This is a genomic window from Microbulbifer maximicatervae (SeqCode), assembly GCF_052467065.1.
Map to the genome: position 1 here is coordinate 2680522 of NZ_CP174299.1, position 26068 is coordinate 2706589.

Below are 26068 nucleotides of genomic sequence, written 5' to 3' on the forward strand. Positions count from 1 at the left end.
CTTGTCAGTCTGCATAGTCAGGAGTAAGCTCCGCCCACTTTATGCACAAAATTGCACTAGGCGCCAAAAACGTCAAATGCTATTGTGTTCTCTACCAGTGAACTTTTGCCATCCGCCTGCACTTCTATCAAAAGGTGTATTCGGGTGAGCCAGGGGTTGTTATGCAGTCCGGGCAAATTATGGTTGGGGCCCACCAGGGCATCTACGTCATCAAGTTAGTAGGTGATGTTCGTCTCAACCTTTGTACCTCATTTGATAGCTTTATCGACAACATGTTTGCACGGGGTGACTTTGCCGGAGTGGCATTTGATCTCGGTGGTGCAGAAGGTGTCGATAGTACGACTCTCGGCCTGATGGCGAAGATTGCTATTCGCGCTCTGGAGCGGGGCTGTGAAAAGCCGCTGGTATTCTCTGCGGGTAAAGGTATCCGCCATCTATTGGACGCTATGGGCTTTGATTCGTTGGTTGAAATCAGCGACACGGTCCACGATATGAGCGTACCCACCACGCCGTTGGTATGTAATAGCCCCGACGAATGTGCTGCGCGGGAAAAGGTGCTGGAAGCTCACCGGGTATTGATGAGCATGAACGAGCAAAACGCCGAGACTTTTCGCGACTTGGTACATACCCTCGAGCGAGAATGCTCCCCGGTTGCCAAATCTTCGGCGCATTATCACTAGCGCTTATTCTCTCCTAATCCCCAGTTCTGGAAATCTCCCTTTCTTAGCAACGCTTCATATCCCTCGCTTCGGCGCGAGCCTTGGTGAAGAGTCCGTGTGGCAGATAAATTAGCTCTGCCACCCTGCGAATCAGGTGCTCCTCGAAAGCCTCGATAACATCATCTGAAAAAGCTACCTGCCACATCTGCAAAATCAGCAGGTATTTATCTCTCTCGCTGAACTGTTCATTCACCGCCTGGGTAAACTCGAACAGGGATGTAGCTCTGTCCCGTTGGGCAATAGCTTCACTGACTATTTCTGTGGCACTAGTCTGATCGAGAGAGTAGTGCTGGCATAAGAGCTGTGTGAGCGTTTCACGCTCACACTCATCGAGCTTTTGATCGACAGTGGCGACCTCGACTAACAGCGCAGCGCTGATCATCCGCACGTCTTTTTCATCACGTGCTTCAACATCAACGCTATTTCCTATCTGCTCAAACAGTTTACGGATTTGTTGCAGCATGAATTTCCTGCTGTCCCTTTACTCGGTTCTGTAACAATAGCTCTAAACGTTCCTGATCCTTCACAAAGTTCCGGATGCCATCGGCAAGCTTTTCAGTGGCCATGGCATCGCTATTCAATTGAAAGCGGAATTCGGCTTCAGCCAGATCCTGTGTCGGCCGGGACTTGGTTGCGGATACCGGTGGCAGGCCAGCAGCGAGAGGTGCCTCACTGTCCTCCAGGGCCTGTAACAGCTGAGGGCTGATTGTCAGTCGATCGCATCCAGCCAGAGCCTCAATCTCCCCGGTATTGCGGAAGCTGGCGCCCATCACAATGGTTTTGTAGTCTCGGGACTTGTAGTACTCATAGATATTGCGCACCGAGATTACGCCCGGGTCCTCTTCCGCAGGGAATGACTCGCGGCCGCTGTTGGCGATATGCCAATCGAGGATTCGACCGACGAAGGGGGAGATCAGGGTCACCCCGGCTTCGGCACAGGCAATCGCCTGGGATTGACTGAACAACAAGGTCAGGTTGCAGTGGATTCCCTCGCGCTCCAGTACTGATGCGGCAGCAATGCCTTCCCAGGTCGACGCTATCTTGATCAATACCCGATCTTTGGCAATACCTGCGCGTTCGTAGAGGGCGATCAGGTGGCGTGCGTAATCAATAGTAGCGCGGGTATCAAAGGAGAGGCGAGCATCGACCTCGGTGGACACCACTCCGGGCACCAACTGCAAGATTTCCGTGCCGATGCTGACAGCCAGTTTGATGGCGGCCAGGCGCGCAATATTTTCCGCGTTCGAGCCACCCTGGTGGCTTTCGGCCCACTGAAGTGCCTCGGCGATATGGTTGTCGTACTGAGGGAGCTGGGCGGCCTTAAACAGTAGGGAGGGGTTGGTTGTGGCATCTTGAGGACAATATCGGCGAATTGCTTCAATATCTCCTGTATCTGCTACAACCTGGCTGCGCTGTTTGAGTTGCTCCAACTTGTTCATGGTTCCTCCCTTAATTATTCACTGGTCTACATATTGAAAGCGGTCTAAGCGGCTTGGGTGACCTGGGCCAATGCCTGTTCAAGCACCTCGGGACCCGCCCCCGGCTTGTGGGCATTTTCGCTCAAATGGCGGCGGAAGCGTCGAGCACCAGGAAGCCCCTGGAATAACCCGAGCATATGCCGGGTGATATGATTCAAGCGCTGTCCGCGCTGCATTTCCTGCTCGATATAGGGCAGCATCTGCTCTACCACCTGGATGGCATCCGGGCCGGTCTCACCGCCAAATAATTGGCTGTCCACCTGGGCCAGGATTGTCGGGGTTTGGTAAGCCGCGCGCCCCAGCATAACACCATCCACGTGGCTTAAATGTTGCTGGCATTCCTCAATTGAATTGATCCCCCCATTAATAACAATTTGCAGCTGGGGGTAATCCTTCTTCAACTGGTAAACCATGTCGTAATTGAGCGGAGGAATTTCACGGTTTTCCTTGGGGCTTAGCCCCTTTAGCCACGCTTTGCGCGCATGGACGATAAAGGTATCCACACCGGCATTGGCCTGGGCCTCCACGAAGCGGGTCAGGCCTGGGTAGTCTTCCATATCGTCGATGCCGATACGGTGCTTGACGGTAACCGGAATAGATACCGCTTCCCGCATGGCAGTGAGTCCTGCGGCTACCACATCCGGTTCCGCCATAAGGCAGGCGCCAAAACGCCCGGACTGAACTCGGTCACTGGGGCAACCACAGTTAAGGTTGATTTCGCTATAGCCCCATTCCTCGGCGATACGGGCGCATTCAGCCAGTTCTTGAGGGTCACTGCCCCCCAACTGCAGGGCGACAGGTTGTTCAGCTGCATCAAATTGCAAATGTCGCTGTTGGTCACCATGTAGTATTGCCCCGGTGGTCACCATTTCCGAATACAGGCGTGCATGCTTGCTCAATAGGCGCCACATATAGCGGCAATGGCGGTCGCTCCAATCGAGAAGTGGTGCAGTGCAGAAACGGTGGGTATTAAATTCGGACATAAACTGCGGAGTAAAACACTAATAAAAACAGAGTAGCCGCCATTATATGGGATGCCTATGGTGATGTGCGGCTTTATTGTGAAACTTCGGGCACCTTTCCTGGAGTGAGTGCTTGCGGAACAGCAAGGTGGAACTCGAATAATGGTTGGCGGGCTTTATAAGGGGTGCTCTTATCCTATCGGTTGCTTGTGTAACTAATAGTGTGAGAGATCTGCGGTGGATGTCAAAGCTGGAACGGGTTCATATACCAGGAGCTTCTTACTCGATCCTTGATGGCTGATATATGCAAGGTAAAGAGAGATCAGGTTTTATTCAGTTTGTACTTGCTGGTAATTTGAATTATCTACATCAGCAAAATAAATAGTGAGTGAACACAATGTTCTTCTGCTGACAGATTTCTGTGATGAAAGATAGAATTGCTCCGTCCTTAATACTGAGCCGATTATTTTGAGTGCAGTCTTTTCTTTGATGGCAGTGCACTTCTGACTTTTTGGCCAAGCTCAACAAAATTTATAAAAGGAGTTTAGTATGAAGTTTAAATTAATCAGTGTGGGAGCTGTGGTACTGGTTTTGGGTGGATGCGCTTCATTAATGAAAGAAACTGTATCTAAAAGGGCGCCTTTTGATCTGAACTGTGATGCGGGCTCAATAACGATCCAGCAACTGGGATACAGAACTTATGGGGTTTCAGGATGTGATAAGCGTGCCACTTATGTATTGCAGGGACCTTGTTCAGGTCCGGGAAGTCAGTGTTTAGCAGTAATGAATTCCAATGTGGATGAAGGTTAATAGCAAAATTCGGGGGTAGGAGGTTTTTCTTTCTCCCCATTTTCTGGCTCCCAAAGTAAATGGGGGCTATTGCGAGGAAGAAATTTTAGATATTTCTCTCGCGTTCAGAAGAGTTTTTTGCGGTTTCGGAATGTTGGGTATTGGGTGGGGTGGGTGGTTCCACACATAAAGTGGGTTCAAGTTTATTTAGTAATTTACGTGCAGTGGCACGATAGCTGGTTAGCTTACCGCCTGCCACCGCTAGAATTCTAGGCTTCTTGTTATCATCACAGCAAATAATGGTTTCCCGGGAGCGCGCAAAAGGACTCTTTTCCATTTCCGGAAGTACCCGTAGTCCGGAATAACTCTCGCAAATATCTTCTCCATTGAGCTCCCGGGCTTGAGAGAAATATTTCTGTACGGTCTGCAGAAGGTAACTCTCTTCTCCTAGTGTGGGGGTGACATCCCGAGGATCGCCAAAATAGGGGCGTTCTGTAGTTCCAACCAGTGTTTTATCCTGCCAGGGCATCACGAAAATCGCACGGCCATCATCGGCCTCCACATAGTAGATTTTATCGCCAAGAGAGAGGGGCAATAAAATATGGGTACCTGCGACCAGGTCGATAGGGGGCAGGTCCACTGGCGGTGAACAGCGCGCATTCGTGTTGGCTACCCAGGGGCCACTGCAATTTATGAGCGCCCGGGTGCGCAACGTGCTGAGCTTGCCATTAGCAACATAGTCAACGCGGACCCCATCCCCAGTGACTTCTGCACCTACTAGGCTACCGGGACAGATAATCTGCGCCCCATGGGCAACCGCTGAGGCAACTACGTCCCGGGTAAGGGCTGCGTCATCGGTCTGCGCATCGTTATAGCGGAAGACCTCTTTTAGGCCCTCCCTATTCAGGCCTGGAAGGCTGTCCCACTGGGATTTGGGTATTCTGCGAAAGTATGAATCGGTGTTACTCAGTCCAGACAGAAGGCTATATAGGCTCAACCCCAAGCGTACCAGCCAGGCCGGTCTCCTGCTGTGCTGGTAGATAGGGATATAAAAAGGGACCATTCTCACGAGTTCGGGCTTGTTGTCCAGTAGCCACTTTCTCTCCCGCAGGCACTCGTAGACCAAACGGAACTGGCCGCTCTCCAGATAACGCAAGCCGCCGTGAATAAGCTTGGAAGAACGAGAGGAGGTGGCGGCGGCGATTCCCAGCTGTTCGAGTATCACCACGGAATAGTGATTGGTGGCCAGGGCCTCGGCGGCTCCCGCCCCCTGTATACCTGCACCGACTACCAGGACATCAAAATCCGTAGACATCACTCGCTTCCCGGGAGCGCATCAGCAGCGGCAAGTTGCCGGTGAGAATATGGTGAGCACCGCGCTTGCGCCAGAGTACTGCCTCTTCTGTCGAATTGATTTCATAGACAACCCATTGCCAGGGGCCTGGGGGCAACTCGTCACATTCAACCTGGCTGTCGCGAATTAGTAGATATTCTGGCGCCAAAGTAACAATGTCGGCAGATAGGCACCGGGAGACACTATTGATCTCAAGGGCAACCCGATGCCAGCCCATATTGCGGGCGGCTCTGAGGCTGCGGCAGTCTGCGGTGAGTAGAGCGAATGACTCATTCTCGGTGCGCATCAGCTCCATTAACTTTTTAACGGCGGTGACAAATCCAGTGGCGGCGATATTGGCAGGTGAGATACCGATAAACCAATCCAGGTGGCGATGGCAGCTGGCCCAGTCCACCAGCTCGATAAAGCGATTGATCGACTGGTGGTGTAACTGTGAGTCCCTAAGGGAGTGGAAGACCTGGGACTGGTCATTGCCGGGGATGTGCAGGCTATCCTCGTGGAAGCACCAGGGGGTGCCGTCGGCGCTGAAGCGGATATCGCACTGAATAGCGCAGGCCCCCAGATTATGGGCCGCCTCGAAAGCGGCAATCGTATTCTCTGGTTGGCGGGTCTTGTCGCCGCGATGAGCAATTAACATGTGAATCTGGTCCGAAAAGCGGGTGTTATTGTCGTCTGGAATTGGGCGTAATTTGGCCTTTGCCCAGAGATGAACCGGACCCTGGCTGGAGCCGGGTCATACAGGAAAAATAGACGGTGCCACCGCTGTTGCAAGGTTCACGGGGAGGAAATATGGGACCAGAGGGCTATCAATGGAGGGCTGGGGTTTTTACATAGTGATGATGCTGAATCGATTGCACACTGCCCATATGGATAGCGCGCCACTGAGTTAGCTAGCGGTATGTCCCGTCAGGATGATCTATTACGTTGGCAGTGTTTTACTTTTCAGGCGGTGTAGGGCAAATCAGTATTGCCTCTTATTTACTAGCGGGGCTGGTGATGTTGATTTAAGGGAGGCTCATTAGGTTCCGATTTGACTTGTGGATAAAACAGCCCGATATTGCGCTTACTATAAGAAGTTCTAAAACTACCCGCTCTTTATGAAAAAAGTACTGCTTTCACTGCTACTCTTTGTCGTCCAGCCAGTAATGGCAGCTATGTCTGTGGATAAAATTGTCCTTTACCTGGAAGATACTCCCAGCGCCCGGGATGATGTTCTCGTCAGCAACCCAGATAATGAGACGCTATATATCCAAACTGAAATATTCCGTGTGGATAACCCCGGCCATGATAATGAGAGTCGAGTCAGGGTGATAAATCCCGATGAATTTAAACTCCTTATCAGCCCCGCAAGAGCTGTCCTGGCCCCCGGAGAGAGAAAGCGCTTTCGCTTAATGGCCTTAGATAGAGATCTTGAAGAGGAAAAAGTCTACCGGGTGACTTTTAAACCCGTTGTAGGTGATATCAAGAGTGACAGAACGGCACTAAAAATCCTTGTGGCTTATCAAGCGTTGGTATTTGTGCAGCCAAAAGGTGGAGCTTATAAAATTGATCTAGTGGCTGAAGGGGATAATTACCGACTCACGAATAGTGGCAATATTAATGTAGAAGTCGTGGAAGTACGTCATTGTGTGACTGAAGAGGAGTGTGAAAAACTTGAGGCCACCGGTCGGTTATACGCTGGCACCAGTATCGAAGTAACGGGTAAACCCGTTGGCGGCGAGCTGGAAGTTTTACTGCGAGGGCAGCAGAGTGAGCGGGTTCGTTTTCCTCTTAGTGGCTAATTAGAATTGGTTGCTTGTCTATAGCAAGCAGGGCGGATTAAAGGATTATTTTGTATTTAGCTCACTGGCTGCTCACCGTTACTGTGAGTACATCGGTGTAGAGAGGTTCGCCCGCGTTTTCCCAGTCTGAGGGCGCAATAGAAATATAAATTCGCGCATTATCAGAAAGGCAGTTTTCATCCGAAGTTCGGCTAAAGCTGCCGGAGATATCGCCCAGGCTATCCGGGGAAATGCCTGAAGTTGCAGCCAGATTGTCTGAGAAGGCTACGCTGTAGGGGATTTGTTCACTGTTTCCCCCCAATTCATAGGCACTGCTGCCTGATCCCCCGGTGCTGCCATTGGCGCTGGACAGGTTTACTGTGTAACCGCTAAATCCTATACCGCCAACACAAAAGTCCTCACTGCCCTCAATGGCCTGTCCAAACAGGGTACCACTGTTGCTGAGGTCAATATCACCCAGATTGCGAATGGCGATGTTTGGCTCTACGTCCAGCACAATGTCAAACTGAACTGTTTCGGTGCCGGCAGTCCAAATAATAAAATAATTATTCAGTGTCATTTCAAAGCTGGCGGAGTAGCGGCTGGAAGAGGGTATTTGGCTGCTGTCCAGCTCGATCACTAAATAAGTATCTGCATCGTCGCTGGTGCCGGCAAAAGTAGCGGACTGAGTTCCTGGACTGAGTGTTTCCGTGGTGCCGTTATTGGCTCGAAATGAAATATCAATATCCAGCTGTTCACCACTGTCCGCAAATAGTGCGAAAGTAGATCCACTGAGCGGACTCACTTCTACATCGTAGCGCAGGGTCCAGCTTCCCAGCAGGCTTCGGGTAGTAAACTGAATTTCTTTAGGTTCTGATTCGTAATCAATAGTGTGTGAATCTTCCAAGCCACAAACTCGCAAATCGTTATTGCTGGAGCAATTTACCTGGGCTTGTACTGGTATATTAAATAGCGGAATCAACAGCGCAGAGGCCAGGCCAAGTTTGTGTAGCTTCTTAGTTATGGACACGGCTTACCTCTGCTATTTGCCCAGTCTGGCAGTTGGCCTCTGACTCTTCTATGGTTCCCAGGTTGAGCCAGCTATCACCTGATGAAGTGGCCTCGATTGAGGCTTTACAATTTCCCCAGCGAACTTCTGTATTTAGGATGGTGTTATGTTCACCGTGGAATTCCATTTGGAAAACGCCGTATTGGTCAGTTTGCGCTGAGTGTTCGCCAATGATTATTTCTGTATTTGCCAGCCCCTGGCCAAGGCTGGTTAATCGGCCCAGTATCAGGATTTGTGGCAGTATCTGGTAACTGCTGGCGCCTACATTGCCCGGATACAGGGTAATGGTTTCGGAGGTTTCCCGGTAATCGAAAAAGCCCTCTTCCAGGGGCCGGAGGGAAAGGTCGTAACTGCGATAAGCCGGTAAATTAATCACTGACGTTGTGCCGCCTTTGGCGTATCCACGGCGGCTGCCATTAACCAAAACTTCAAAATCTTTATCTTCACTGCCTTCGATATTTACGATAACCGCGCTCTGGAGATTTTGCTCACCGCCCCAATTGAGGGAATTTTTTGTGGCAATCAGGTTGGTGCTGAATCCTCCGAGGTAGTTGATCGCACGGCCTTTATCATCATCGTAAAGCCCAACTGCAGTATTCAAATATCCGTGATGTCCCGCTAAATGCGTACGGGCCTCCAGGTAATTGGCTTCAGGGGATGCTTCCACAGAAAGCTGCTGTTCAAATTCAGCTGCCCATAAATCCCGGTCATACCAGCGGCTTTGTAGTGCAAATCGCTCGCTGCTAGTGCTTTGTTCGCTGTTGTCGCTATAGAGATTAGCGGTGTGTTGCCAGTGTTTGGAGCGCATTCGGAACTGGAATTCCAGACTGGTGTATTGATCGCCGTCTGCATCACTGTGGGACAGAGTGGCGTTGCCGAGCCAGCGGGTGCTCTTAAAAATGGGGTGGCGGAACTCCAGGGTTTTTAACTTCTGGGCACTGCTCAGTGAATCGCCGTTGTCGATACTGCCGGGGAGTTGGTTTTGGTCCCGCTCGCTGAATCTTAGGGATAGCTGTCCGCCCAATATTGCTGTGCGCAAACTCAGACTTGTTTGGGAATAGCTGCCCGGCAGCAATGTATATTTATCGTTATTGAACGGCGTTTTATTGGCATCCAGCTCGGTTTTTACTGCACTAAAAGTCCCGTAGGGCATTTTAAGTAATGCCTGCAATCGGTATCCACTGCGTCCATCACCGGATGTCACCAAGCTTGGGGAGACTTCAACGCCTTCGCCAATCCAGCGACCGCCGACTTCCAACAATTGCTGCTCCTCGGTTGCGGCACCAGAAACAAAAAGACCCAATCCGGTCGTTAAACGGCGTGCGATAGAGGCCGTAATAATTCCATCGTCGTAGTGGTCCGGCAGAGTGTCGCCCCAAAAACTGCGGGTGGGCAAGCCTGCCTGCAAGCTCCAAAACCACTCACCGGGGGCCGGCAGTAGCGAATCCTTGGCAAAGAATTCGAGATGCCGGCTCAATACCCGCCCCGCTTCATCGTAGGTGCGCACCTCAATATCGTAGGCGCCGTGGGGTAGGGTAGAGGTGTTTAACAGGCGGTTGCCGGCCTCCAGTAGTTCGGTGTGGATAAGTCGTTCATCCCGATATACCTCGACTCTACCGCGCACCGGCATATTAATTTCAACCGGCGCTCCCTGTTGATAACTGATATCGGTTCGGGTGCGCTGGGAAGTGCGTAGCTCTACGCCATAGATCGCTTCCTGGGGCCGGAAATAGCCAAAGCCCCCTTGGGGTTGTAAAAGGCCGGCCGAATAGGCTTGCCCCCGAAAATCCCGACTCCAATACAGGCTATGGATCCGGCTGTCCTGCTCTGAGGCCGCAGACCATTGTGAATGCAGAGCGCTCTCACCAAAGCTCACTATGGTGTTGCCATTTAATGCAGCGCTATAGCTGTCCGGGCCCCAATCACTTTCAACCCCACTCCAGGAACCGCTCAGGTTTTGTACGATAGAGAAGTCAGAACTCGCTTCCGGCAAATAAGGATCATTGATTGCCGCTTGTTGCGGCAACAGCTCTTGTGAGAAAAAAAGATCCAGCCGGTAGAGCTGCTCATCGTAAATAACGGCAAACTCCGATGGCATTAAGTAGCCACAGCCAATCTGCCGGTTTGAGCGGCATACATGGTGACTGTTTCTTATTTGCGGTCGTTCGAGGATGGAGAGAATCCGCTCGGTATCGCGAACCTCGGGCAACAGTTCGAGTACCTCAGACGGGGAGTCAAATCGAACAAAGCGCGGATCTATTGTGACTTGCGCAGCACCAATTTCCCGGCCGCCGTAGTAGAGATCCACCACGAGTTGCTGGGGTTCGGTGAGATCATCAAACCCTTCAGGAGCAGAGGTTTCCAGAAGGAAAGTCGCTGCGGTCGCTGCAAGGATATCGGGGCAGGAGGCTTGCACCAGACACAAAGCCAGTGTAAGGCGCCCCAGATGACGTCCTGCCATATTGAGCTATGGCTGGCAGGGCCAGCCACTCTTTACTGTTACTCGGAGGCGACAGTGATCAGCAGGGTATCGGTATAGGTGGTGCCATTTAGCACAGTTGCAGTTTCCCAAGCGCTGTTGGCCACAGTGATTTGGAAGCGCGCGTTATCGCTGGAGCCGCAGGAAGCGATATTCCGGGTTTGGCCTGTCAGCGCATCGCCCTCGATAACAGTAGTAAAAGTACCGGAGGTGCTGTTATCAAAACCAACACTGTAGGGCACGTTGTTGGTGCCGTCGGTCAGGGTAAATTCCGTGTCATTCTCACCGTCATTACTGTCGAAAGTAATGCTGTAGGTGGAGAACCCGAGGCCGCCCACACAGAAATCTTCGGTGCCTACGGCATCGGTACCCAAAGTGGGATCGGTAATCGTGAGGTTGTCTACACGAGTGATCTCAATGGTGGGTGTGAAAGAGAGGGTGATATCACTGCTTGCACTATCAGTAGCGGCCATTGAAGCGGCAGAAATGCTGAAAAGAGTACCTGCTGCAATAGCAGAAAACAGTGTGCGAACTACATTTTTTTGCATGGTATGCCATCCTGAGCGATTAATTTATCGTTCTTAGGGAGAAGCTGCTCGCGGAAACCCCTGCAAAATTTGGGGTAATACGTTAGTCAAGCCATTCCTTCTTTATGGCGGCAATAATACTTTTTTCGTGATGTATGTCACGTCATTAGCTCACAATAATGAAGTTATGGCGCGTAAATATTCTTATTGAGGAGAAAACCCCGCCTGTGCCAAGAGGCTGGCCAGCGCTATAATCCTGCGGTTTAACGAGTCCTCCATTTATCAATCAGGTTTATCATGACCGTAAGAACCCGAATCGCACCGTCTCCAACCGGTGATCCCCACGTTGGTACAGCCTATATTGCCCTCTTCAACCAGTGTTTTGCCCGCGCTCAAGGCGGCCAGTTTGTATTGCGCATTGAAGACACCGACCAGCAGCGCAGTACCCCGGAATCGGAGAAAGCCATTCTCGACAGCCTGCGCTGGCTCGGGCTGGATTGGCAGGAAGGACCGGATGTCGGCGGCCCTCACGGCCCCTATCGCCAGAGTGAGCGCGGTGATATCTACAAAACTTACTGCGATGAGCTGGTACAAAAAGGGCACGCCTTCCACTGCTACCGTACGGCGGAAGAACTGGAGCAACTCCGTGAAGGATTGCGCGAAGCGGGGCGTACTTCACTGAAGCCCAGTGACCTGGCTCTGCCGGAAGAGGAAGTTGAAAGGCGTCGCGCTGCCGGAGCACCTTATGTAGTGCGTATGAATGTGCCTGAGAGCGGTACTTGTGTGGTGGAAGATCTGCTGCGCGGTACTATTGAAATTGATTGGGCCCAGGTAGACGCACAAATTCTGCTCAAGTCCGATGGTATGCCCACTTACCACTTGGCGAACGTGGTGGATGATCACCTGATGGAGATCACCCATGTTCTTCGCGGTGAGGAGTGGATCAACTCCGCACCTAAGCACAAACTGTTGTACGAATACTTCGGTTGGGAAATGCCGGTGCTCTGCCACCTGCCGCTGTTGCGCAACCCGGACAAGACCAAGTTGTCCAAGCGCAAGAACCCCACCTCTATCCTGTATTACCAGCGCGCCGGCTTTATGCCCGAAGCACTGCTTAACTACCTCGGCCGTATGGGTTGGTCCATGCCGGATGAGCGCGAGAAGTTCTCCCTTGAAGAGATGCTGGAGCACTTCGATATTAAGCGTGTTTCCCTGGGTGGCCCGGTATTTGATGTAGAGAAACTGTCCTGGTTGAACGGCCTGTGGATTCGTGAACTGGAAAACGAGCAACTCGCCGATCGCCTCACCGAGTGGATGTTTAACCGCGACAACCTGCTCAAGGTTCTGCCCCAGGCGAAAGAGCGCATGGAAACCTTCGGTGACTTTGCCCCGCTAGTTAGCTTCCTCGCCTCTGGCAAATTGCCCCTGACCGAAGACAGCTTCAGCGGTAACAAGCTGCCTCTGGATGACCAGAAGAAGCTGCTTCAATTTGCCCTGTGGCGCTTGGAAGCCCTGCGCGCTTGGGACAAGGACAGTATCTTCCAGGCAGTGAAAGCCCTGTCCACGGCCATGGAAATCAAGCTGAAAGACTTTAACGCCCCACTGTTTGTCGCCATCAGCGGCACCACTGCGTCCTTCTCCGTGATGGAAGCCATGGTGCTCCTGGGCCCCGACCTCAGCCGCGCCCGCCTGCGCCAGGCGATCGACGTATTGGGCGGTGCCGGGAAGAAGGTGCTGAAGCGCTGGGAAAAAGAGTACGCTGGACTCAAGTAAGGCTGATTCGCGTTGGTGAGCCCCTGGAAGCGGCAGCCTCCGGGGGCCTATGGTGTCAGCAGCTAACTAATTGATTAAAAAGTTATTTTTTCTGTTGACAGGCGCCTAAACCTTGCTAAAATGCGCCCCGCTTTCGACGGAAACGTCAAGCAACAAAATTTGGGGCTATAGCTCAGCTGGGAGAGCGCAACACTGGCAGTGTTGAGGTCAGCGGTTCGATCCCGCTTAGCTCCACCAAATTTCCCTTGTCTTTCAAGGGGTTGCGAGAAGAGGTTCACGGCCTCTTATCCAGTGAACAAAAACTGGACAAAAACGTGAACAAAAACTCGCAATAAAGAAAAAAGGGCCTTCAGGCCCTTTTTTTTGTCTCAGTTTTCTCGATTCAATTGTCCCCTTTCAATAGTTTGTTTTCCTGCATGAGTTAAGTTCTCTATATGTATGGAATTGAAGCTGTGTCACTACTAAGGAGCAAGGTGATTCCTTCTGTCTTGCATTTTAGGGTTATCTCTTTGACTTGTAGGGGATTCTTAAGGTTATATAAAAGCCAGAATAGTTCTCGTAGCTGAGTTGCTCGTGAATTGATTGTTTGATTGATTATTCAAGGATGATTAGGTGGGCAGTAAAAAATCCGATTATTTGAAGGATGCTCGACTGGGTGAGGTTTTATCTTTAATACAAGTCCTTGCATATCATAAATATACGAGTAGAAGCGAGGAAGGTTTGGGAGAGGACCTTCAAAGAAAGCCTGAGTCAGCGAAATCGTGGGTGGTCTTGGCAACCTCTCATCCCGAGCTATTTCGTGTTCGCCAAAAGGTCGATAAAAAAATGCTTGTGGCTCTCGTTTCAAGATATGCTCTTCCGCCTAAAACGTTAGCTAGTGGGGAAGAAAGTCGCCCCGTACTTGAGCCTGGAATTGTTAATAAGCTTATGGATATGGCAATCGAATTGCACGACAGGCAAGTCAATCAAAAGTATCGATGGCAAGTGGTCGGACCTGCAATAATTACAGCGAGTGCAGCGATTACGGCAGCCGTAATTAGATGGATTTTAGCATGACTAGTGGTATAGCTAACTATAAAGATAATAGCATTAAGATGTTTATGGTGTAGGAGCTTAGAAGTGGAAATGGAAGAATTACTTGGTTCAAGGCTGTTGCCCGCTATTATAGCTGCACTTGTAGCTATACTTGTTTTTTTCTTATCACAGTATTTTCTAGCTAGAAGAAATTCTGTTGAGTTAAAAACTACGAAATTGGAAGAGCTTTATCTCGTTTTGAATGAGCTTGCTAATGAGCATACGACTAGAATAGGGAGAATTACAACTATTGTGAATGGAGATCGTACGTATTTAGATGATCCTGAGCATGTAGTTAAATTGTATCTTCACGATCATAATAAAAAAATCTTGATGTATGTAAGGCTTTTCTTTCCTGCTCTAATTAGTGCGTACAGAGAAATGTATCAAGTTAATAAGGAGGTAACTAAAAATATCAAGGAGTTGATTTATGAAGGAAAGGGTGATCAACAAAAAACTCTTGATATTTTTAAGAGGTTCAGCGCTACAATAAAGCGGCTTGAAGCTGAGATTGTATATAATAAAAAGACGTTAGTCGGTGAAAATATTCGGCCGGTGAGACATTTTAAAATGAGTGGTTTTGAATTGCCCGAGCAAGAGCAGAAATATTTCAATCTTTTTTGAGTTGGTGTAGGTTAATTTGTGGAGTCAAAATTAACGCTTTCTTATTGGGCTTTTCATTATTCTTCGTTTTGAGGGGGGCGCTATTTAAATTGTTGAGGGCTTGTTGGTTCTTTTTTATTTGAAAGTTATCATTTTTCTAAAATTCTCGACCTATAGCCTGCTCATCCAAATAGATACTAATCTCCTCATAATCAATACCATGCCCAGCTTGATAAGACTGAGTAACCCGCTCATCAGTATGAGCCATTAGTAGCTGCACTGACTTCACGTCATATCCCATACGCTTAAACCGATCTGAGGCCAGACTGCGTACTTCGTGGAAGCTGGGTGGGGTTTGATCTTTTGGTAATCCGATATAGAGCCCGGTAGCGTTGCGAACCTCTGTAAACATATCACTCAATCGGTCTGGTATTACCTGGCAAACATGCTCTTTAATTTTTCCCGTTCGCCGTTGCTTAGGTGTGTGGCTCAGTATATTCGGGCAGCGGTAATTTCTTAGGCTGATTTCTCTTGCGCGGTTTAAAAGTTTGCCAAGTTGTTGGTGGGTTTTTAAATTAAAACTTAAGTGGCTGGCGGCGAGGCTATCTCGTTGCGCTTCAGATTTATTAATCGTTTTTCGTAGGTGGTCGCCTTGCAGGTGTTTATCAAAGTTCAGCTCACAGATATCGGCGCGACGCATGGTAGTTAGCATACTGATACCCATAGCGATCTGAAGAGCTTCATAGCCTAATTCCCCGGCCTTTTCATAGATGGTCCAGTAAGCTTCCAGGGTTAAGCGTTGGCGCTTTTTAATGGGCTTTCCCTTTTCCAGCAGGCGCGGGCGATCGTCGGCTGTGGTGAAGGGGTTGCTTTCCAATTTGCACAAGCCTTCAGCCATCAGGTAATTAAAGAATTTATTAAACTCCGCGCGGCGTGCGTGCTGCTGATGATAGGTGAGGGATTCCCACCATTTGCGCAGGTCAGCCAATTTGGCTTTATGTATGGAGATTGCTTCGAAGTCTTCGCCAAAGCGTTTCAGAGCGTTACACCGATTTCGCCAGCTGGCCTTGCTGGGTAATTGTGAGTCATTCTCAACCCGCCATTCGATATAGCGTATAGCATGGAAAGCGAAGCTTGCTCTATCAGGAGCTTTTGTCGGTTTGCGCTGGACCTTCTCACCGCGCATGGCATTGGCTTCTTCTGCCATCCGTAGCGCATCATCTAATGATGCAGAGAAAACCCGATAGCGCCCGTCAGGTAAGCAATATCGCCAGTAGTTTTCACGTTTGCGCGCGTCTGGATAAAGGTTGTCCGGTAGCGGTGTATCACCCCACATACGGATCTTCTTAGGTCTGGCCATTTCCTTGCTCGCCTACTGCTTAATCTGTTCTCAGCCTGCTAACAGGTCCATCCCGCTTCTGGGCTGGCCATCGTTGGCGGAGGTGTTTTGTGCTGGGGTTTTGCCGGTGTGGTCGCGTATGGCGAACCTGTCGGCATCCACATAAGGCTCCCCGGCGATGATCTGGCCGGGGATATGCTCGGCCTCTATCCACTCCAAGATTTTCTCTTTTCCAGGGCGGGAGCCTTTTTCGAATTGCTCTTTGGCCCATGTGACCCCTTTAACCAGCTTACCCATTGGGCAGCCCTCCCTGACTCGCGAGGAAGTATCCCCGGCCATTTTTATTCAGTGCGCCCGCCTGTTGCAGGGCGTCGAAAACGGGTTTAACGGTTCCGTGTCGAAGGCGCATATCGTTGATGATGTTGCGCATGACGGGCTTGTGGCCGAACTCTCCGGCGCGGATTCGCTGGGCGAGTTGCAGTTGTTCTTCATTCAAGTGGGCGGTGTGTAACGGTTGTGTTTCCACCGTTTCAGGCTGTTGCAACGGTGCAGTGGCGCGTTTCGCAACTGTTACGGCGGCGTTAAACGCTAGCAACGCAACCAATCCCACTATGTCTGTGATGATCGCTAGGGCGAGGAAGCCGATATGCTGAACCTTTGCCGGGTCTGTGTTCAGAGTGCCCGCCAAGCTATTGAAAGCGCTATGCGTGCTGGGTGTTTGTTCGATTGTGGATAGCTTTTCTATGAGCTGCGTGCGCTCAGCCTCCATTGTGGATAACTGTGCGGCGGTATTAATGGCGCGTTGGCGGTAGCCGTTGTTGGCATCGGTGTTGATCAGGCCGTTTAGGGTGTTGATCTGCTGTTGCAAACTGTTTAGCTGCTGTTGCAACGCTTGGTATTCCTGGCTGTTACGGGTGCTGCGCTGTTGCTGTTCGTCGCTGTGGGTGGCGAGAAATCCGACCGTTGCAACAATGCTGATTACTACCAGCAGGGGCCAGAGGCAGAGTAGGGCATAGCCACTGGCCTGGCCCTGGCTGCGCAACCAAAGGCCGAGAGGGGCGAAGCTGAACTTGCACAGCTCCAGCGCCACCGCAGTAGCACCGGCCACCACCTGCCCACCGAGACCTGCGGGCATGGATATCCACAGCTGCACAGTAAACGCTAGGCTGGTGCCGCAGAAGATTAGGGCGGCGATACCGGTGAGGGGTTGCCAGAGCTTCACGCGGCTCTCCCTTTTTTCTGTTTACGATTAGCCATTGGGTTTTATTCGTTGCTATTTTCTACCCACTTAGCCCGCACTGGGCGGGCTTAGAAAGTTATTGGCTGTGGGTCAGGCGGCGTTCGGTTCTGGGTGAGGGCAATCTGAGGATTTGTCCTCGGTGATTTTTTTAGCGTCGATACGATAAATTTTTGCGGTGTCGGTTTTCTTGTCGAAGATCTGAGCCCAGTGTGTGAATGGGTCGGTTTGGGCAATGCGCTCTACCTCTTGGTAGGCTTCTTCTTCGGTAGCATAAGAGCGCTTAAAATCTTTGATGCCACCCATCATTAAGTCGTAGGTGCCGGTAAATAGTGCGAATCTTTTTATGGGGATATATTTTTTCACGGGAATGTTGGTCCTGTATTTGGGCCCAGTACCTGCGGCCCGGTTATGGCTGTGTGTCAGCTCGTAATTACGCGGCGAATCCGCCTATGTAAGTTTCCATTTGGGACTGAACTAGCACTGAGCTGAGGTGCATCTGTAGTTCTCGTCCCATGGCTTCCTGTATTGCTTCTAGGCGCTTAATACGGGCGGTAAGGCATGGGGCCTCTCCGCCAGTAAGGATGGATAAGCGCAGGTCAAAGCTGCGGGATTCCAGGCCGTTGTAGGGGGTACATTCAAATTTAAAGCCTGCCGGTAGAACCTCTTCGCTACGGGCTTCGATATTTTCCAAGGCGCTGCGGCTAGATTTAAAGTCATCAACGGCGTGGTCCTCTTTGCGGGAGGATTCGATAGTGAGTCGGCGTACGGCGGCAATGGCTTTGCTGGTTGGGATCGCTTCACCATCGGCGGAATAGCAGATTATATTTTCTGCGTAATCCTCCATGAATTCCGCCATGCTTTTTTGCGTACACCGATCACCATTAAGCTGTAGTAGGGCTTTAAATTCAGCGGTTTTAATTAAGCGCAATTTTGCTGTGAAGTCGGCGTGGCCGGGTTCTTGGGTGGTTCCCAAGTTGAAAATGGTTTTTGCGGTCATGCTCTCCGGGTCGACAAAGCACTTGGCACTCTTATTGCCGAAATCCATACAGTATTTTTCAAAGTCTTCGAGGGAGGCAGTTTCCATCTCTCCGCGATAGCGCGTGCGGCCCTGCAGATATTTTTCCAGGTTGATCATCTGGAAATCCACCGGAGCGGCTATTGCTGGAGTGGAAAGCTCGGCCCGGTCAATCACTGCAGCCAGTTCGGCAGTGGTTTGTGACTCCTTGATTTCCTTTACTGCACTTTGGTCCATGGTCATAGATAAATCCTTATTTTCTTTTTGGGTTGCTGGGTTAGGTTGTTATGGCTTTTGTTAGCCGTTGGTTTGAAGCTTGGCCACGTTGCCGTTGCTGTCTTTATCGAACAGCGGTGGCTGTTTTTCGGGGTAGAAGCTGAGGGCGCCTTTGGTGCCGACGTACATCGGAGTGGATGTGGCGTCGTCTTGGATAATGGAGCCGCGCATGGTCGGCTTTTTGAATTTCAAGGTGTGCTCGATCTGAACCTGATCACTGTTTTGGATTTTGGATAATTTCAGATTGATACTGACCTCACCCTTTTTCTCGTGATCGGTAACTGCGCCGGCAACATCGCTGAGGATGTGGGCTAGTTTTTCTATAAATACTCCGCCGTCCAAATCGGCAAATACCTGGGTTACGTTTGTGCTCATGGGATGCTCCAAGTTTTTTAAAATTGGGCTCCGTACCGGCAGCCCTAACGGTTACAGCTGACTGATGCGCCTGAGGCGCGGGTAAATTTTTTAACTGGCTTTAGGTGTAGTCTGTGTTTCGACGATATCGCGAATCCAGGCCATACCTTTCGGTGTAACTAGTGCGGTGATGTGTTGGACTTTTACCGGCCCTTTGAAAAACTCACCTGTTTTTTGATGAAGCAATTTCTGCTCTAGGGCCCACTTTGTGGGGGAGTTGCGCATAGGTTCGTGGCTGTATAAAAAGCCGTTTTTACGCAGCAGCTTTAGTAGGTTGTTTCTACCCATTCCCAGCATTCGGGCGGCCTGGGTGATGGTGTACAGTTTTTCTTTGTTCACGCTGCCTCCTGATTAATTACATCTCTGTATTTATCGATATGGCCACAAGGGTTGTCCCACTTGCTTACTGAGTAAGTTTCACCATCTTCATAAAAGTTATGTCTATACGGGATTCCTCGCGGGCCACCACACTTCGGGCAGTTGTCACTTATCTCCATAGTTTTCAATGGAATTTGGCTTGCTGTAGTTCCCCAATTTTTTTCTTGTGCTTTTCTATCTGGGATCGTGACTTGCATTACGCTGCCTCCTGATCTTCTTGTTGTGGGGCTTGGCCTTGGATGGCTTCGGAAAGTGTGGCGACTTGTTCGCGCATGCTTTTTATTTCAAATTCTTGCAGCTTCACCTTGGCCGCCAGCTCTTCGTACAGCTCTAAGATTCGGCCGAACTCGTTCATCAGGCTGCTCTGACCTTTGCGGCGGCTTCGCCGGCTAGGCCGAAATAGGCGGCGCCGTCTTCGTAATCGTCCGCTACAAATACACCACTGCTTGCGCGGGACTGTTTGAGCAGGACCATAAACATCCAGCCTTGCTCTTCGGTGAGGGCGGTTCCGTATAGGGCATTAAATGCTGATACGGTTTTGGTCATTGAGCGCTCGCCGCCTTCGCTATCGCGCTGCTCTGCACGGTCGCGCATATGCTGGGCGCCTTTTTCAAGAAAGGCGGGGGCGCTGTAGTCCGGTGGGGAAAATTCTTTGGTGTTCACGCGGCTTCCTTCCTCTGGGTTTCCAGGTGGTTCCAGTCGCGGTAGAGGGTGTGGAATTTTTTCTCACCATCCGCAATGACGTTTTCAGGTGATCTGCCGTGGTAGCGCAGATTCATCACGTTGATTGCGTGTTGGAAGTTGTCGCCATCCAGTAACGCAAGGTCTGCTACGGGGACTGAAAAGTCGTAGCTATTCCAGGCGGAAAGCAAAACCAGTGCGGCAACTTTGCTGGCTCCAGAATTTCCATTGGCGACGGTGAGCAGGGTTTCCACGCTGTGGGCTGGGTTGTTCTGGTTCATGCGGCATCACCTCCAAACGGTGGCCAGTTGTTATTTACTGGCTTTGCGGTGGTGGGTTTTGGCTGCACTAGGCGGGTGCCAATTTTGTGGACGGCGTTGGCAATATCGATGCGGCGTTTGAGGCGGTCGATATTGTTTTTACTCATCGCCGTGGGGTGTACAAACACGGTGGCGGTCATGCGATTCCCTCCCGGTTGTTTCGGATGGTTTGTGAGGTGAGGCGGCGTTGGAATCGGGTGCGTAGCTGTTCTTGCTCTGCGCCAATTCCGCTGACAATCGTGGCGATCAGGACGAACTGGATTAATCCGTGTTTTATCGCCTTGGCCACGGCGTCGGTGCTGTTGCGGGCGTGCAGTTTGTAGAAGCACTCCGCGAGCAGGTTGCTGACGTTGGTGACGGAGCACTGCATAGCTTGGGCGGTTTCCCGGTTTGAGAGCCCTCGGGCGCGATGTGCTAGCGCTTCCGCTTGGCGTGGTGCCAGGGGTATTAGGTGGCTTGTGGCGGTGTCCATGTTGGGTGCCCTATCCGTGGTGTTGATGATAAATATAGATAAACCGGTTCTCTAAAACAATAGGTATTCCTATATTTTTGTATGAGGTTGAATTCAGGTTGGCGGTTGATATGCTCGGAGTGCGTTTATCCATGGAGGAAAACAACAATGAAAACGCTAGGTTATGGAGTGGCAGCGGCTTTGGTGGTGGGTCTCGGGGGATGTGCGATGACCTATGAGGCGCCAGAGGTTAAGAATGAGCCGTTCGCTACGGAACACTTATCGAGCAAATCTGAGATTCTGAAGCAGGCTGAGCGGGCTTTGCTTTTGGAAGGGTTTCAGATCCAGTCCTCTGACCCAGAGTCTGGTTATATCTCTACTTCACTGAAGAACTGGAAGCTCACACCGGAACAGGCCAGCTGTGGTACTACTATGGGCATCGATTATCTGAAAGATAATCGGACCAAAACAGAAGTGGCCTTTAATGTTGTTGTAAATGATCGGGAAGTGATTATTCGCTCAAATATCCAGGGTGAGTACAAGCCAGGAGCGGCTACGCAGGATATTACGTTGACTTGTGTGTCCCTTGGTGTGATTGAGGCTGATATGGCGGAGAAGATACTTTTCTAGATGCTGTATCGGATAAGAAGAAGCCCGCTTTTGCGGGCTTTTTTGTGTGGCTACTCTGCGCGTGTTGGCTTACGTGGGGTGTTGAGCGCTTTTATTTGCTCTTCGAATATTTTTGATTGATCCTTACGTATCTGCTCCCTCAGTAAGTTTACTGGCTTCATTTGATTCAGGATCTCCTGAAGCTGGTTTTGCAGCGGATTCATCATTTGGTCCCTCATTTTCATCCTCATAGCCCTCGTCTTTAACCTCTTGGGCGTTCATATGTCTTAATATTTCTTCAAGCTTAAAGACCCTAACCTTTGGGTCGTAACTTTCAGGGGAGGTGCCGCTTGAAAGCATTGCTCTTCTGGCTACTTCGCCTATGAGAGCTTCTTCTTTTGATGGCTCTCTTACCCTTGAAAATAGCTCAGCGGCCTCTTTCCTGTCAATTACAAAGCCGTGCGTTGGGTAGGCGCTCAAAAGTTGGCGTATTTGTTCGTCGGTAGTATTGGAAAATTTTCTATTTAGGCGTTGCCCATATGCGTCTGCAATATTCATTGCGCGCTGATGTTCGCCTAGTCTAATGGGGTCTATTTGTGCTGCGATTGGTGCAAATAATCCAGATGTTAAGTTAGATGCCAGTTCAGCTGCTAATTTTGTACCAAGTCCTCCTTCAAGTTTTAGCTCGAAAAGAAGGTGTCTGAATGTCACCATGGAGGCGCTTTGGATGGCCGCGATAGCTTGGCTGATGTCTAATCCTGAGGCAAGCTCAAAAATCTCATCTTTCTTTGATAGTTGAATATCAAGCGGGCCAAGTTCTCCCTTATCGCAGATGACTAGCTCGTTGGCGCCAATACACATTAATGTGCCGGCGCTTTTGCATACGTCGGGTATCAGGGCTCTAACGTCATCTGGGTAGAGGTGGCCAATTGCTCTTGCTATTCGATAGCCTGCGTCAGGGTCTCCACCTACAGTGAGAGGGATAAGATAAGCTTTAGTTGCCGTTGAAGATTTATAATCTCTAAGATGGTCGCACAGCTGATCGTAGCCGCTTCGGCTTACCATCCCTGAGTAAGCAATTACATCGAACTCCTTATCTTCATGCTTGCTCGTATCTACCGTATTTGCTTCCGGCGATTCACTCATAAAGTCTTCCTTTTCTTAAATGTGCAGTTGTGTGTTTAGGTTTTTTGTTTTGACGAATGTGCTTGTTTAACCCTCCGAAAATCCTGCTCTTAGATCAGAGCTATTCGGGGCTGTAAGAGCCAATGATTACACCGCAAAAGGATACGTTCTTGCCGGTGATATCCATCGGTGCGTAGGTTGGGTTGATTGGGCGTAAATAGATATGCCCCATATCTTCGGCGTAGGTTTTAAAAGTGGCTTCACCGTTTAATTTTGCAATGACCCTGCAACCATTGATCAACGGTTTATCGGGGTCCACAAAAACAATAGTTCCCTCTGGGTAGCTCTTTTGACCTGGGTAGGGGCTGGTCATACTGTCGCCTTGAACACGTAAAGCGAAAGTGCGATCAGAGTGGTTAGAGGGACACGGTATCCAGTCTTCAGCATCGCCCGGTTCAAACAGGTCAATCGACTCGCAAAAAGCCCCGGCTTGAACCCAGCTGATCAAGGGTACGCGCCCTTGTATACGTGGGCCTGGTATTACATTGCTGCCCGTTTCTTCTGTTGTCTTGTCGTAATCCAGGACCCCAATAGGCAGCCCTAAGCCGCTCTCTATCGCTCTGGCCACCCTGCTATTGATGGCTCGGTTTTCAGTAATGGCGAAGTGAATGTGGCTCTCAACGTCAGGAAGCTTTTGCTTTAGTTCTTCCAGCCCGTGCTCTCCTACAAGTGATTCCAGATTTTTGTGCCGAACCTCATTGATGAGAGGTTTTCGCATGGGGCCTTTACCCGTAGCGAGCCACAAAGCGTTAACGCCAAGGTATTCGGCTATTTGGGTGGTATAGCGCGTACCGTAGGACTTTCCGCGCTCAAGATCGGAGTACGAAGGTTGAGAGATGCCTACGGCTTCAACAACTTGCTTTTGTGTCTTACCTGCGTGTTTGCGGGCCTCTTTGAGCCTGTCCTTTAGGTCGGTCACTGATGAGTTCCGTAAGGTTTTTTAGTTGATTTGTATGTTATAGGGCGGCCTATATCACTCAAAATCGGATTACCGGTTGACGCCAGTATAGGCAGACCGATATTCTGCGGGCATGAATAGAAAAGATCCGGTTGAAGAAGCTGTCAGAAAACTGATTAAGCACTTTGGAAGCCAGAAAGCGGCAGCCAAGGCCCTGCGTATCAGTCAGCCCACCATAAGTAACCTACTAAATGGAAATCATGGTGCGTCGGCAGAATTGGCTCTGCGCGCGGAGCTGGTGGCAGGAGGGGTGGTTCGGGCTGTGGATCTTTGCCCGAAACTGGCTCGGTTGTTTGAAGCTGCTGATCAGCAAGCCATGCCAGAAGTTCGGCAGGCAAGTTGAGGCCTTGCGAATTAGTTTCTGAAACCAGAATAACAATCATTTTTCGATTCCCCATTTTATTGTCCTGCCATTTTGCGATGAATAATGGGCGGGATTAATTCACTGCGGTATATGGGAATTTGTACAGGAGAGGGAAGGATGGTGAGGAGCCAAGTTATAACCTTGCAGGTAGACCCAAGTCCTGCTCTGGATTGCCTGCAAGATATTAAGGAAGCTTTTCTAGAATTTGAAAGTTTTATTGAAACTCCGCTGAAGATCCTTCACTGCCTTATCAACTCCGGCGATCTCCTTTTTGAAGTTCGAAGCATCCACTTTGATGCTCGCCCCACAAGTACATCTAATCTTTGTCTGGTTGTTGAGCCGGGAGATACGCTGCGAGTGTTTGCGGCCGCACTCCGGGCAAGGGATTTGGATCGATTGATTACTTAGTGAAGACATAACTACTCCTTGTATGACTGTTTGTTGGCGCTTACAGCATACCGCGAGTGCCCGTCACCTGGGTAGTGGTGAGGCGGCCGGGGCTGTCCGGTGTTTTTTTCAAGGATAGGTAAAAACAATATGACCCATTCATTTGTTTATAGGGGGGCTGCTGCATGATTCGTCGAAGCGCTCGACCGTCTTCAAATTACTTGGTGGTTTCAAATTCCGTTGTATGTGATCGCCGTATTTCATTCGCTGCTGGCGGCTTGTTGCTGCATTTGTTGTCGAAGCCGGATCATTGGGAAGTCTCCCCCTCGGCACTGGCCAAAGAGGCTCAGGAGGGCAGGGATAAGATCTACAAGCTGCTGGGTGAGTTAATCGATGCTGGTTATTGCAAGAGAATTACTCGGCGTGGTGAGCGGGGAAAAATAGTCGGTACGGACTATGAAATCTCGGATATGCCGCGAAATGCTGATCCACTTCCTGAAAACCCGGATACGGATTTACCGGATACGGATTTACCGGATACGGATTTACCGGATACGGATTTACCGGATACGGATTTACCGGATACGGATTTACCGGATACGGATTTACCAGATACGGGTTTACCGTATCCGGATTTGCCGACACAAGAAAGTAAAGATACTAAGAAAGTAACCACTCTAGAAAATAACCAGAGAGAGAGCGGTCAGGGTGGTGCCCTTGCTGTCCGTCAGGAACCCGCCCCGCCATCGAAGCGTGGTACCCGCCTTCCCGATGATTGGCAGTTAACCCAAGAATTTTACGATGAGGCGGCCAAGACGCGGCCAGAGGTGATGCACCAGATCTACGACATTGCGGCCAGCTTTGGTGATTACTGGAAATCTCAGTCGGGCAAGCAGGGAGTACGGCGTGATTGGTTGGCGGTGTGGCGCAACTGGGTGAGGCGCGAAAAGTTTATTCCACCGCAGCGAATAGCGCCCCAGCAGCGAACACGGGACCGGCCAATCGGTGAAATGCTGACAGACACTGGCTGGTAAATACGGATTTTCAAGGAGCGATGCTATGACCGTTGTGACTCTGACAGAAGCCAAAGAGCGAATTATGACTACCGTTGCGAGTAGACCCTTAGCGGTATTTCGTACGGATAACCCTCGCCAAGTGGATTTGGTGTTTGCCCATACGGTGGTGACTCAAAATAAAATTCAGCAGGTGCATGAGGATTATTTGGGGACTTTCCATCGGGATAATCTGCATGTGGCGAGAAAGGTTTTTCAGGAGCATTTCGATAGTTTTCAGCAGGCTGCGTGATAGGGCGCGGTTGGTAAGTTAGTTGGTCGGGGAGAGGGTATTCGTAATGTCAGAACTAGGTATTCGTGAGCTATTGTGGGAATGGGCTAGGGCATATCCTGAGAGGGCAGGGGATTCTGTGTCCTGGCCTCGTATGGCGGCATTTCACAAGGGGATGGTTTGTGAGGGGCAGGTGATACCCGCATTAATCAATTGGGATAGGGCAGACAGGATGGATGCGGTGGTGCTGGCCTATCTGAATACAATTACTCGACGCCGGGACAAGGAGAAAGCGGAGTTGGAGGGGTTGGTTTTTTGGTTGAGATATTATTACCGGTGGGAAATGCCTGATGTGTGTAAAAAGCTAGGGCAAAGCAAAAGCTGGGTAATAAACATGTGCCGAGTGATTGAGGGAACTGTTGAGGCATTTTATTTGGCGCGAGATGCTGCATAACTGGTTTTTAATTCAGTGGAAGGCTGTTGACAGTGTACACGTGTACACCCTAATATCTGCAACGCTGCCGAGTTTTGTGATTCGGCGAACAGAACACCCCCCATAAACCGGCCCTTGAGCCGGTTT

At 50.3% G+C, this 26068-nt stretch carries 35 protein-coding genes and 1 tRNA gene; 13 read left to right on the top strand and 23 right to left on the bottom strand.

All coding sequences use genetic code 11. The features are described from left to right. The first annotated feature begins 161 nt into the window (after window positions 1–161). A complete protein-coding gene (locus ACJJI1_RS11840; protein WP_444926747.1) occupies window positions 162–680 on the top strand; it encodes an STAS domain-containing protein in 519 nt (172 codons plus the stop codon). A gap of 43 nt (window positions 681–723) precedes the next feature. Here ACJJI1_RS11840 and ACJJI1_RS11845 read toward each other — a convergent pair whose 3' ends face one another. Genes ACJJI1_RS11845 through dusA form a run of 3 tightly spaced genes read right to left on the bottom strand, consistent with a single transcriptional unit; the run spans window position 724 to window position 3180 of the window. Beyond that, window positions 724–1182 (bottom strand): tellurite resistance TerB family protein, encoded by a 459-nt coding sequence (locus ACJJI1_RS11845; protein WP_444956749.1) that lies wholly within the window; start codon window positions 1180–1182, stop codon window positions 724–726. Then, window positions 1163–2158: a transaldolase gene (gene tal, locus ACJJI1_RS11850; RefSeq protein WP_444956750.1), complete on the bottom strand. Its 996-nt coding sequence runs from the start codon at window positions 2156–2158 to the stop codon at window positions 1163–1165. The genes ACJJI1_RS11845 and tal overlap by 20 nt, the downstream gene beginning before the upstream one ends. A 44-nt stretch (window positions 2159–2202) precedes the next feature. Then, window positions 2203–3180 carry a tRNA dihydrouridine(20/20a) synthase DusA gene (gene dusA, locus ACJJI1_RS11855; protein ID WP_444956751.1) on the bottom strand — a complete coding sequence of 326 codons (978 nt, stop codon included), beginning with the start codon at window positions 3178–3180 and terminating at the stop codon, window positions 2203–2205. 528 nt (window positions 3181–3708) lie between these two features. Between dusA and ACJJI1_RS11860 the strand changes: the two genes are divergently transcribed. Continuing rightward, entirely contained in the window at window positions 3709–3969 is a 261-nt protein-coding gene (locus ACJJI1_RS11860) for a hypothetical protein (protein ID WP_282934157.1), read from the top strand. Window positions 3970–4054: 85 nt separating this feature from the next. Here the strand turns inward: ACJJI1_RS11860 and ACJJI1_RS11865 are convergent, their stop codons facing one another. Together ACJJI1_RS11865 and ACJJI1_RS11870 are read right to left on the bottom strand one after the other, a co-directional pair. Further along, entirely contained in the window at window positions 4055–5263 is a 1209-nt protein-coding gene (locus ACJJI1_RS11865) for a glycerol-3-phosphate dehydrogenase/oxidase (protein WP_444956752.1), read from the bottom strand. Further along, on the bottom strand, window positions 5247–5939 hold the full coding sequence (locus ACJJI1_RS11870) for a glycerophosphodiester phosphodiesterase family protein (RefSeq protein ID WP_282934155.1): 693 nt from the start codon (window positions 5937–5939) through the stop codon (window positions 5247–5249). Before ACJJI1_RS11870 ends, ACJJI1_RS11865 begins: the two co-directional genes overlap by 17 nt. A 460-nt stretch (window positions 5940–6399) precedes the next feature. On the opposite strand from ACJJI1_RS11870, the gene ACJJI1_RS11875 reads away from it, so the two are divergent. Next, window positions 6400–7083, top strand: a complete 684-nt coding sequence (locus ACJJI1_RS11875) for a fimbrial biogenesis chaperone (protein ID WP_444956753.1) — start codon at window positions 6400–6402, stop codon at window positions 7081–7083. 61 nt (window positions 7084–7144) lie between these two features. Here the strand turns inward: ACJJI1_RS11875 and ACJJI1_RS11880 are convergent, their stop codons facing one another. Genes ACJJI1_RS11880 through ACJJI1_RS11890 form a run of 3 tightly spaced genes read right to left on the bottom strand, consistent with a single transcriptional unit; the run spans window position 7145 to window position 11158 of the window. Further along, the gene (locus ACJJI1_RS11880) at window positions 7145–8092 is read right to left on the bottom strand and encodes a hypothetical protein (protein ID WP_444956754.1); all 948 of its coding nucleotides are present in this window, start codon (window positions 8090–8092) and stop codon (window positions 7145–7147) included. After that, entirely contained in the window at window positions 8079–10592 is a 2514-nt protein-coding gene (locus tag ACJJI1_RS11885) for a TcfC E-set like domain-containing protein (RefSeq protein ID WP_444956755.1), read from the bottom strand. The genes ACJJI1_RS11880 and ACJJI1_RS11885 overlap by 14 nt, the downstream gene beginning before the upstream one ends. 38 nt (window positions 10593–10630) lie before the next feature. Then, entirely contained in the window at window positions 10631–11158 is a 528-nt protein-coding gene (locus ACJJI1_RS11890; RefSeq protein WP_413664496.1) for a hypothetical protein, read from the bottom strand. A gap of 276 nt (window positions 11159–11434) precedes the next feature. Here ACJJI1_RS11890 and gltX point away from each other — a divergent pair, with 276 nt between their 5' ends. From gltX to ACJJI1_RS11910, 4 genes are all read left to right on the top strand, one after another. Then, window positions 11435–12910 (top strand): glutamate--tRNA ligase, encoded by a 1476-nt coding sequence (gltX, locus tag ACJJI1_RS11895; RefSeq protein WP_444956756.1) that lies wholly within the window; start codon window positions 11435–11437, stop codon window positions 12908–12910. A gap of 161 nt (window positions 12911–13071) precedes the next feature. After that, a tRNA-Ala gene (locus ACJJI1_RS11900) sits at window positions 13072–13147 on the top strand. Between the two features lie 375 nt (window positions 13148–13522). Beyond that, window positions 13523–13966 (top strand): hypothetical protein, encoded by a 444-nt coding sequence (locus tag ACJJI1_RS11905; RefSeq protein WP_444956757.1) that lies wholly within the window; start codon window positions 13523–13525, stop codon window positions 13964–13966. 63 nt (window positions 13967–14029) lie between these two features. Then, complete coding sequence (locus ACJJI1_RS11910) at window positions 14030–14608, top strand: hypothetical protein (protein WP_444956758.1); 579 nt, start codon at window positions 14030–14032, stop codon at window positions 14606–14608. Between the two features lie 136 nt (window positions 14609–14744). Here ACJJI1_RS11910 and ACJJI1_RS11915 read toward each other — a convergent pair whose 3' ends face one another. From ACJJI1_RS11915 to ACJJI1_RS11975, 13 genes are all read right to left on the bottom strand, one after another. After that, a complete protein-coding gene (locus tag ACJJI1_RS11915) occupies window positions 14745–15947 on the bottom strand; it encodes a tyrosine-type recombinase/integrase (protein ID WP_444956759.1) in 1203 nt (400 codons plus the stop codon). A 30-nt stretch (window positions 15948–15977) separates the two neighbouring features. Next, complete coding sequence (locus ACJJI1_RS11920) at window positions 15978–16223, bottom strand: hypothetical protein (protein WP_413664500.1); 246 nt, start codon at window positions 16221–16223, stop codon at window positions 15978–15980. Beyond that, entirely contained in the window at window positions 16216–17148 is a 933-nt protein-coding gene (locus tag ACJJI1_RS11925) for a hypothetical protein (RefSeq protein ID WP_444956760.1), read from the bottom strand. Before ACJJI1_RS11925 ends, ACJJI1_RS11920 begins: the two co-directional genes overlap by 8 nt. 108 nt (window positions 17149–17256) lie before the next feature. Next, on the bottom strand, window positions 17257–17529 hold the full coding sequence (locus tag ACJJI1_RS11930; protein ID WP_444956761.1) for a hypothetical protein: 273 nt from the start codon (window positions 17527–17529) through the stop codon (window positions 17257–17259). A gap of 67 nt (window positions 17530–17596) precedes the next feature. Further along, a complete protein-coding gene (locus tag ACJJI1_RS11935) occupies window positions 17597–18424 on the bottom strand; it encodes a DUF2303 family protein (RefSeq protein ID WP_444956762.1) in 828 nt (275 codons plus the stop codon). Window positions 18425–18478: 54 nt separating this feature from the next. Beyond that, window positions 18479–18832, bottom strand: a complete 354-nt coding sequence (locus ACJJI1_RS11940; RefSeq protein ID WP_444956763.1) for a YfdP family phage-associated protein — start codon at window positions 18830–18832, stop codon at window positions 18479–18481. A gap of 90 nt (window positions 18833–18922) precedes the next feature. Next, window positions 18923–19210 carry a phage antirepressor KilAC domain-containing protein gene (locus tag ACJJI1_RS11945; protein ID WP_444956764.1) on the bottom strand — a complete coding sequence of 96 codons (288 nt, stop codon included), beginning with the start codon at window positions 19208–19210 and terminating at the stop codon, window positions 18923–18925. Next, window positions 19207–19446: a hypothetical protein gene (locus ACJJI1_RS11950; protein ID WP_444956765.1), complete on the bottom strand. Its 240-nt coding sequence runs from the start codon at window positions 19444–19446 to the stop codon at window positions 19207–19209. Before ACJJI1_RS11950 ends, ACJJI1_RS11945 begins: the two co-directional genes overlap by 4 nt. Then, window positions 19446–19604, bottom strand: coding sequence for a hypothetical protein (locus ACJJI1_RS11955; protein ID WP_444956766.1), 159 nt, complete (start codon window positions 19602–19604; stop codon window positions 19446–19448). The genes ACJJI1_RS11950 and ACJJI1_RS11955 overlap by 1 nt, the downstream gene beginning before the upstream one ends. Further along, a complete protein-coding gene (locus tag ACJJI1_RS11960; RefSeq protein WP_444956767.1) occupies window positions 19604–19912 on the bottom strand; it encodes a DUF6378 domain-containing protein in 309 nt (102 codons plus the stop codon). Before ACJJI1_RS11960 ends, ACJJI1_RS11955 begins: the two co-directional genes overlap by 1 nt. Continuing rightward, window positions 19909–20211, bottom strand: a complete 303-nt coding sequence (locus ACJJI1_RS11965; RefSeq protein ID WP_444956768.1) for a DUF7673 family protein — start codon at window positions 20209–20211, stop codon at window positions 19909–19911. Before ACJJI1_RS11965 ends, ACJJI1_RS11960 begins: the two co-directional genes overlap by 4 nt. Continuing rightward, complete coding sequence (locus ACJJI1_RS11970; RefSeq protein ID WP_444914662.1) at window positions 20208–20390, bottom strand: hypothetical protein; 183 nt, start codon at window positions 20388–20390, stop codon at window positions 20208–20210. The genes ACJJI1_RS11965 and ACJJI1_RS11970 overlap by 4 nt, the downstream gene beginning before the upstream one ends. Beyond that, the gene (locus tag ACJJI1_RS11975) at window positions 20387–20722 is read right to left on the bottom strand and encodes a response regulator transcription factor (RefSeq protein ID WP_444956769.1); all 336 of its coding nucleotides are present in this window, start codon (window positions 20720–20722) and stop codon (window positions 20387–20389) included. The genes ACJJI1_RS11970 and ACJJI1_RS11975 overlap by 4 nt, the downstream gene beginning before the upstream one ends. 147 nt (window positions 20723–20869) lie before the next feature. Between ACJJI1_RS11975 and ACJJI1_RS11980 the strand changes: the two genes are divergently transcribed. Beyond that, window positions 20870–21331, top strand: a complete 462-nt coding sequence (locus ACJJI1_RS11980; RefSeq protein WP_444914660.1) for a hypothetical protein — start codon at window positions 20870–20872, stop codon at window positions 21329–21331. Window positions 21332–21454: 123 nt separating this feature from the next. Here ACJJI1_RS11980 and ACJJI1_RS11985 read toward each other — a convergent pair whose 3' ends face one another. Together ACJJI1_RS11985 and ACJJI1_RS11990 are read right to left on the bottom strand one after the other, a co-directional pair. Further along, window positions 21455–22456, bottom strand: a complete 1002-nt coding sequence (locus tag ACJJI1_RS11985; RefSeq protein ID WP_444914659.1) for a hypothetical protein — start codon at window positions 22454–22456, stop codon at window positions 21455–21457. A gap of 100 nt (window positions 22457–22556) precedes the next feature. Beyond that, window positions 22557–23414: a type II toxin-antitoxin system RelB family anti-toxin gene (locus ACJJI1_RS11990; RefSeq protein ID WP_444956770.1), complete on the bottom strand. Its 858-nt coding sequence runs from the start codon at window positions 23412–23414 to the stop codon at window positions 22557–22559. A 112-nt stretch (window positions 23415–23526) separates the two neighbouring features. Here ACJJI1_RS11990 and ACJJI1_RS11995 point away from each other — a divergent pair, with 112 nt between their 5' ends. The 5 genes from ACJJI1_RS11995 (at window position 23527) to ACJJI1_RS12015 (ending at window position 25942) form a co-directional block, all read left to right on the top strand. After that, the gene (locus ACJJI1_RS11995; protein ID WP_444914657.1) at window positions 23527–23796 is read left to right on the top strand and encodes a helix-turn-helix transcriptional regulator; all 270 of its coding nucleotides are present in this window, start codon (window positions 23527–23529) and stop codon (window positions 23794–23796) included. A gap of 138 nt (window positions 23797–23934) precedes the next feature. Beyond that, the gene (locus ACJJI1_RS12000) at window positions 23935–24225 is read left to right on the top strand and encodes a hypothetical protein (protein WP_444914656.1); all 291 of its coding nucleotides are present in this window, start codon (window positions 23935–23937) and stop codon (window positions 24223–24225) included. A gap of 164 nt (window positions 24226–24389) precedes the next feature. Then, a complete protein-coding gene (locus ACJJI1_RS12005; RefSeq protein ID WP_444956771.1) occupies window positions 24390–25238 on the top strand; it encodes a hypothetical protein in 849 nt (282 codons plus the stop codon). Between the two features lie 25 nt (window positions 25239–25263). Beyond that, the gene (locus ACJJI1_RS12010; RefSeq protein WP_444956772.1) at window positions 25264–25509 is read left to right on the top strand and encodes a hypothetical protein; all 246 of its coding nucleotides are present in this window, start codon (window positions 25264–25266) and stop codon (window positions 25507–25509) included. Window positions 25510–25555: 46 nt separating this feature from the next. Beyond that, window positions 25556–25942, top strand: a complete 387-nt coding sequence (locus tag ACJJI1_RS12015; protein ID WP_444956773.1) for a hypothetical protein — start codon at window positions 25556–25558, stop codon at window positions 25940–25942. Window positions 25943–26068 lie beyond the last annotated feature (126 nt).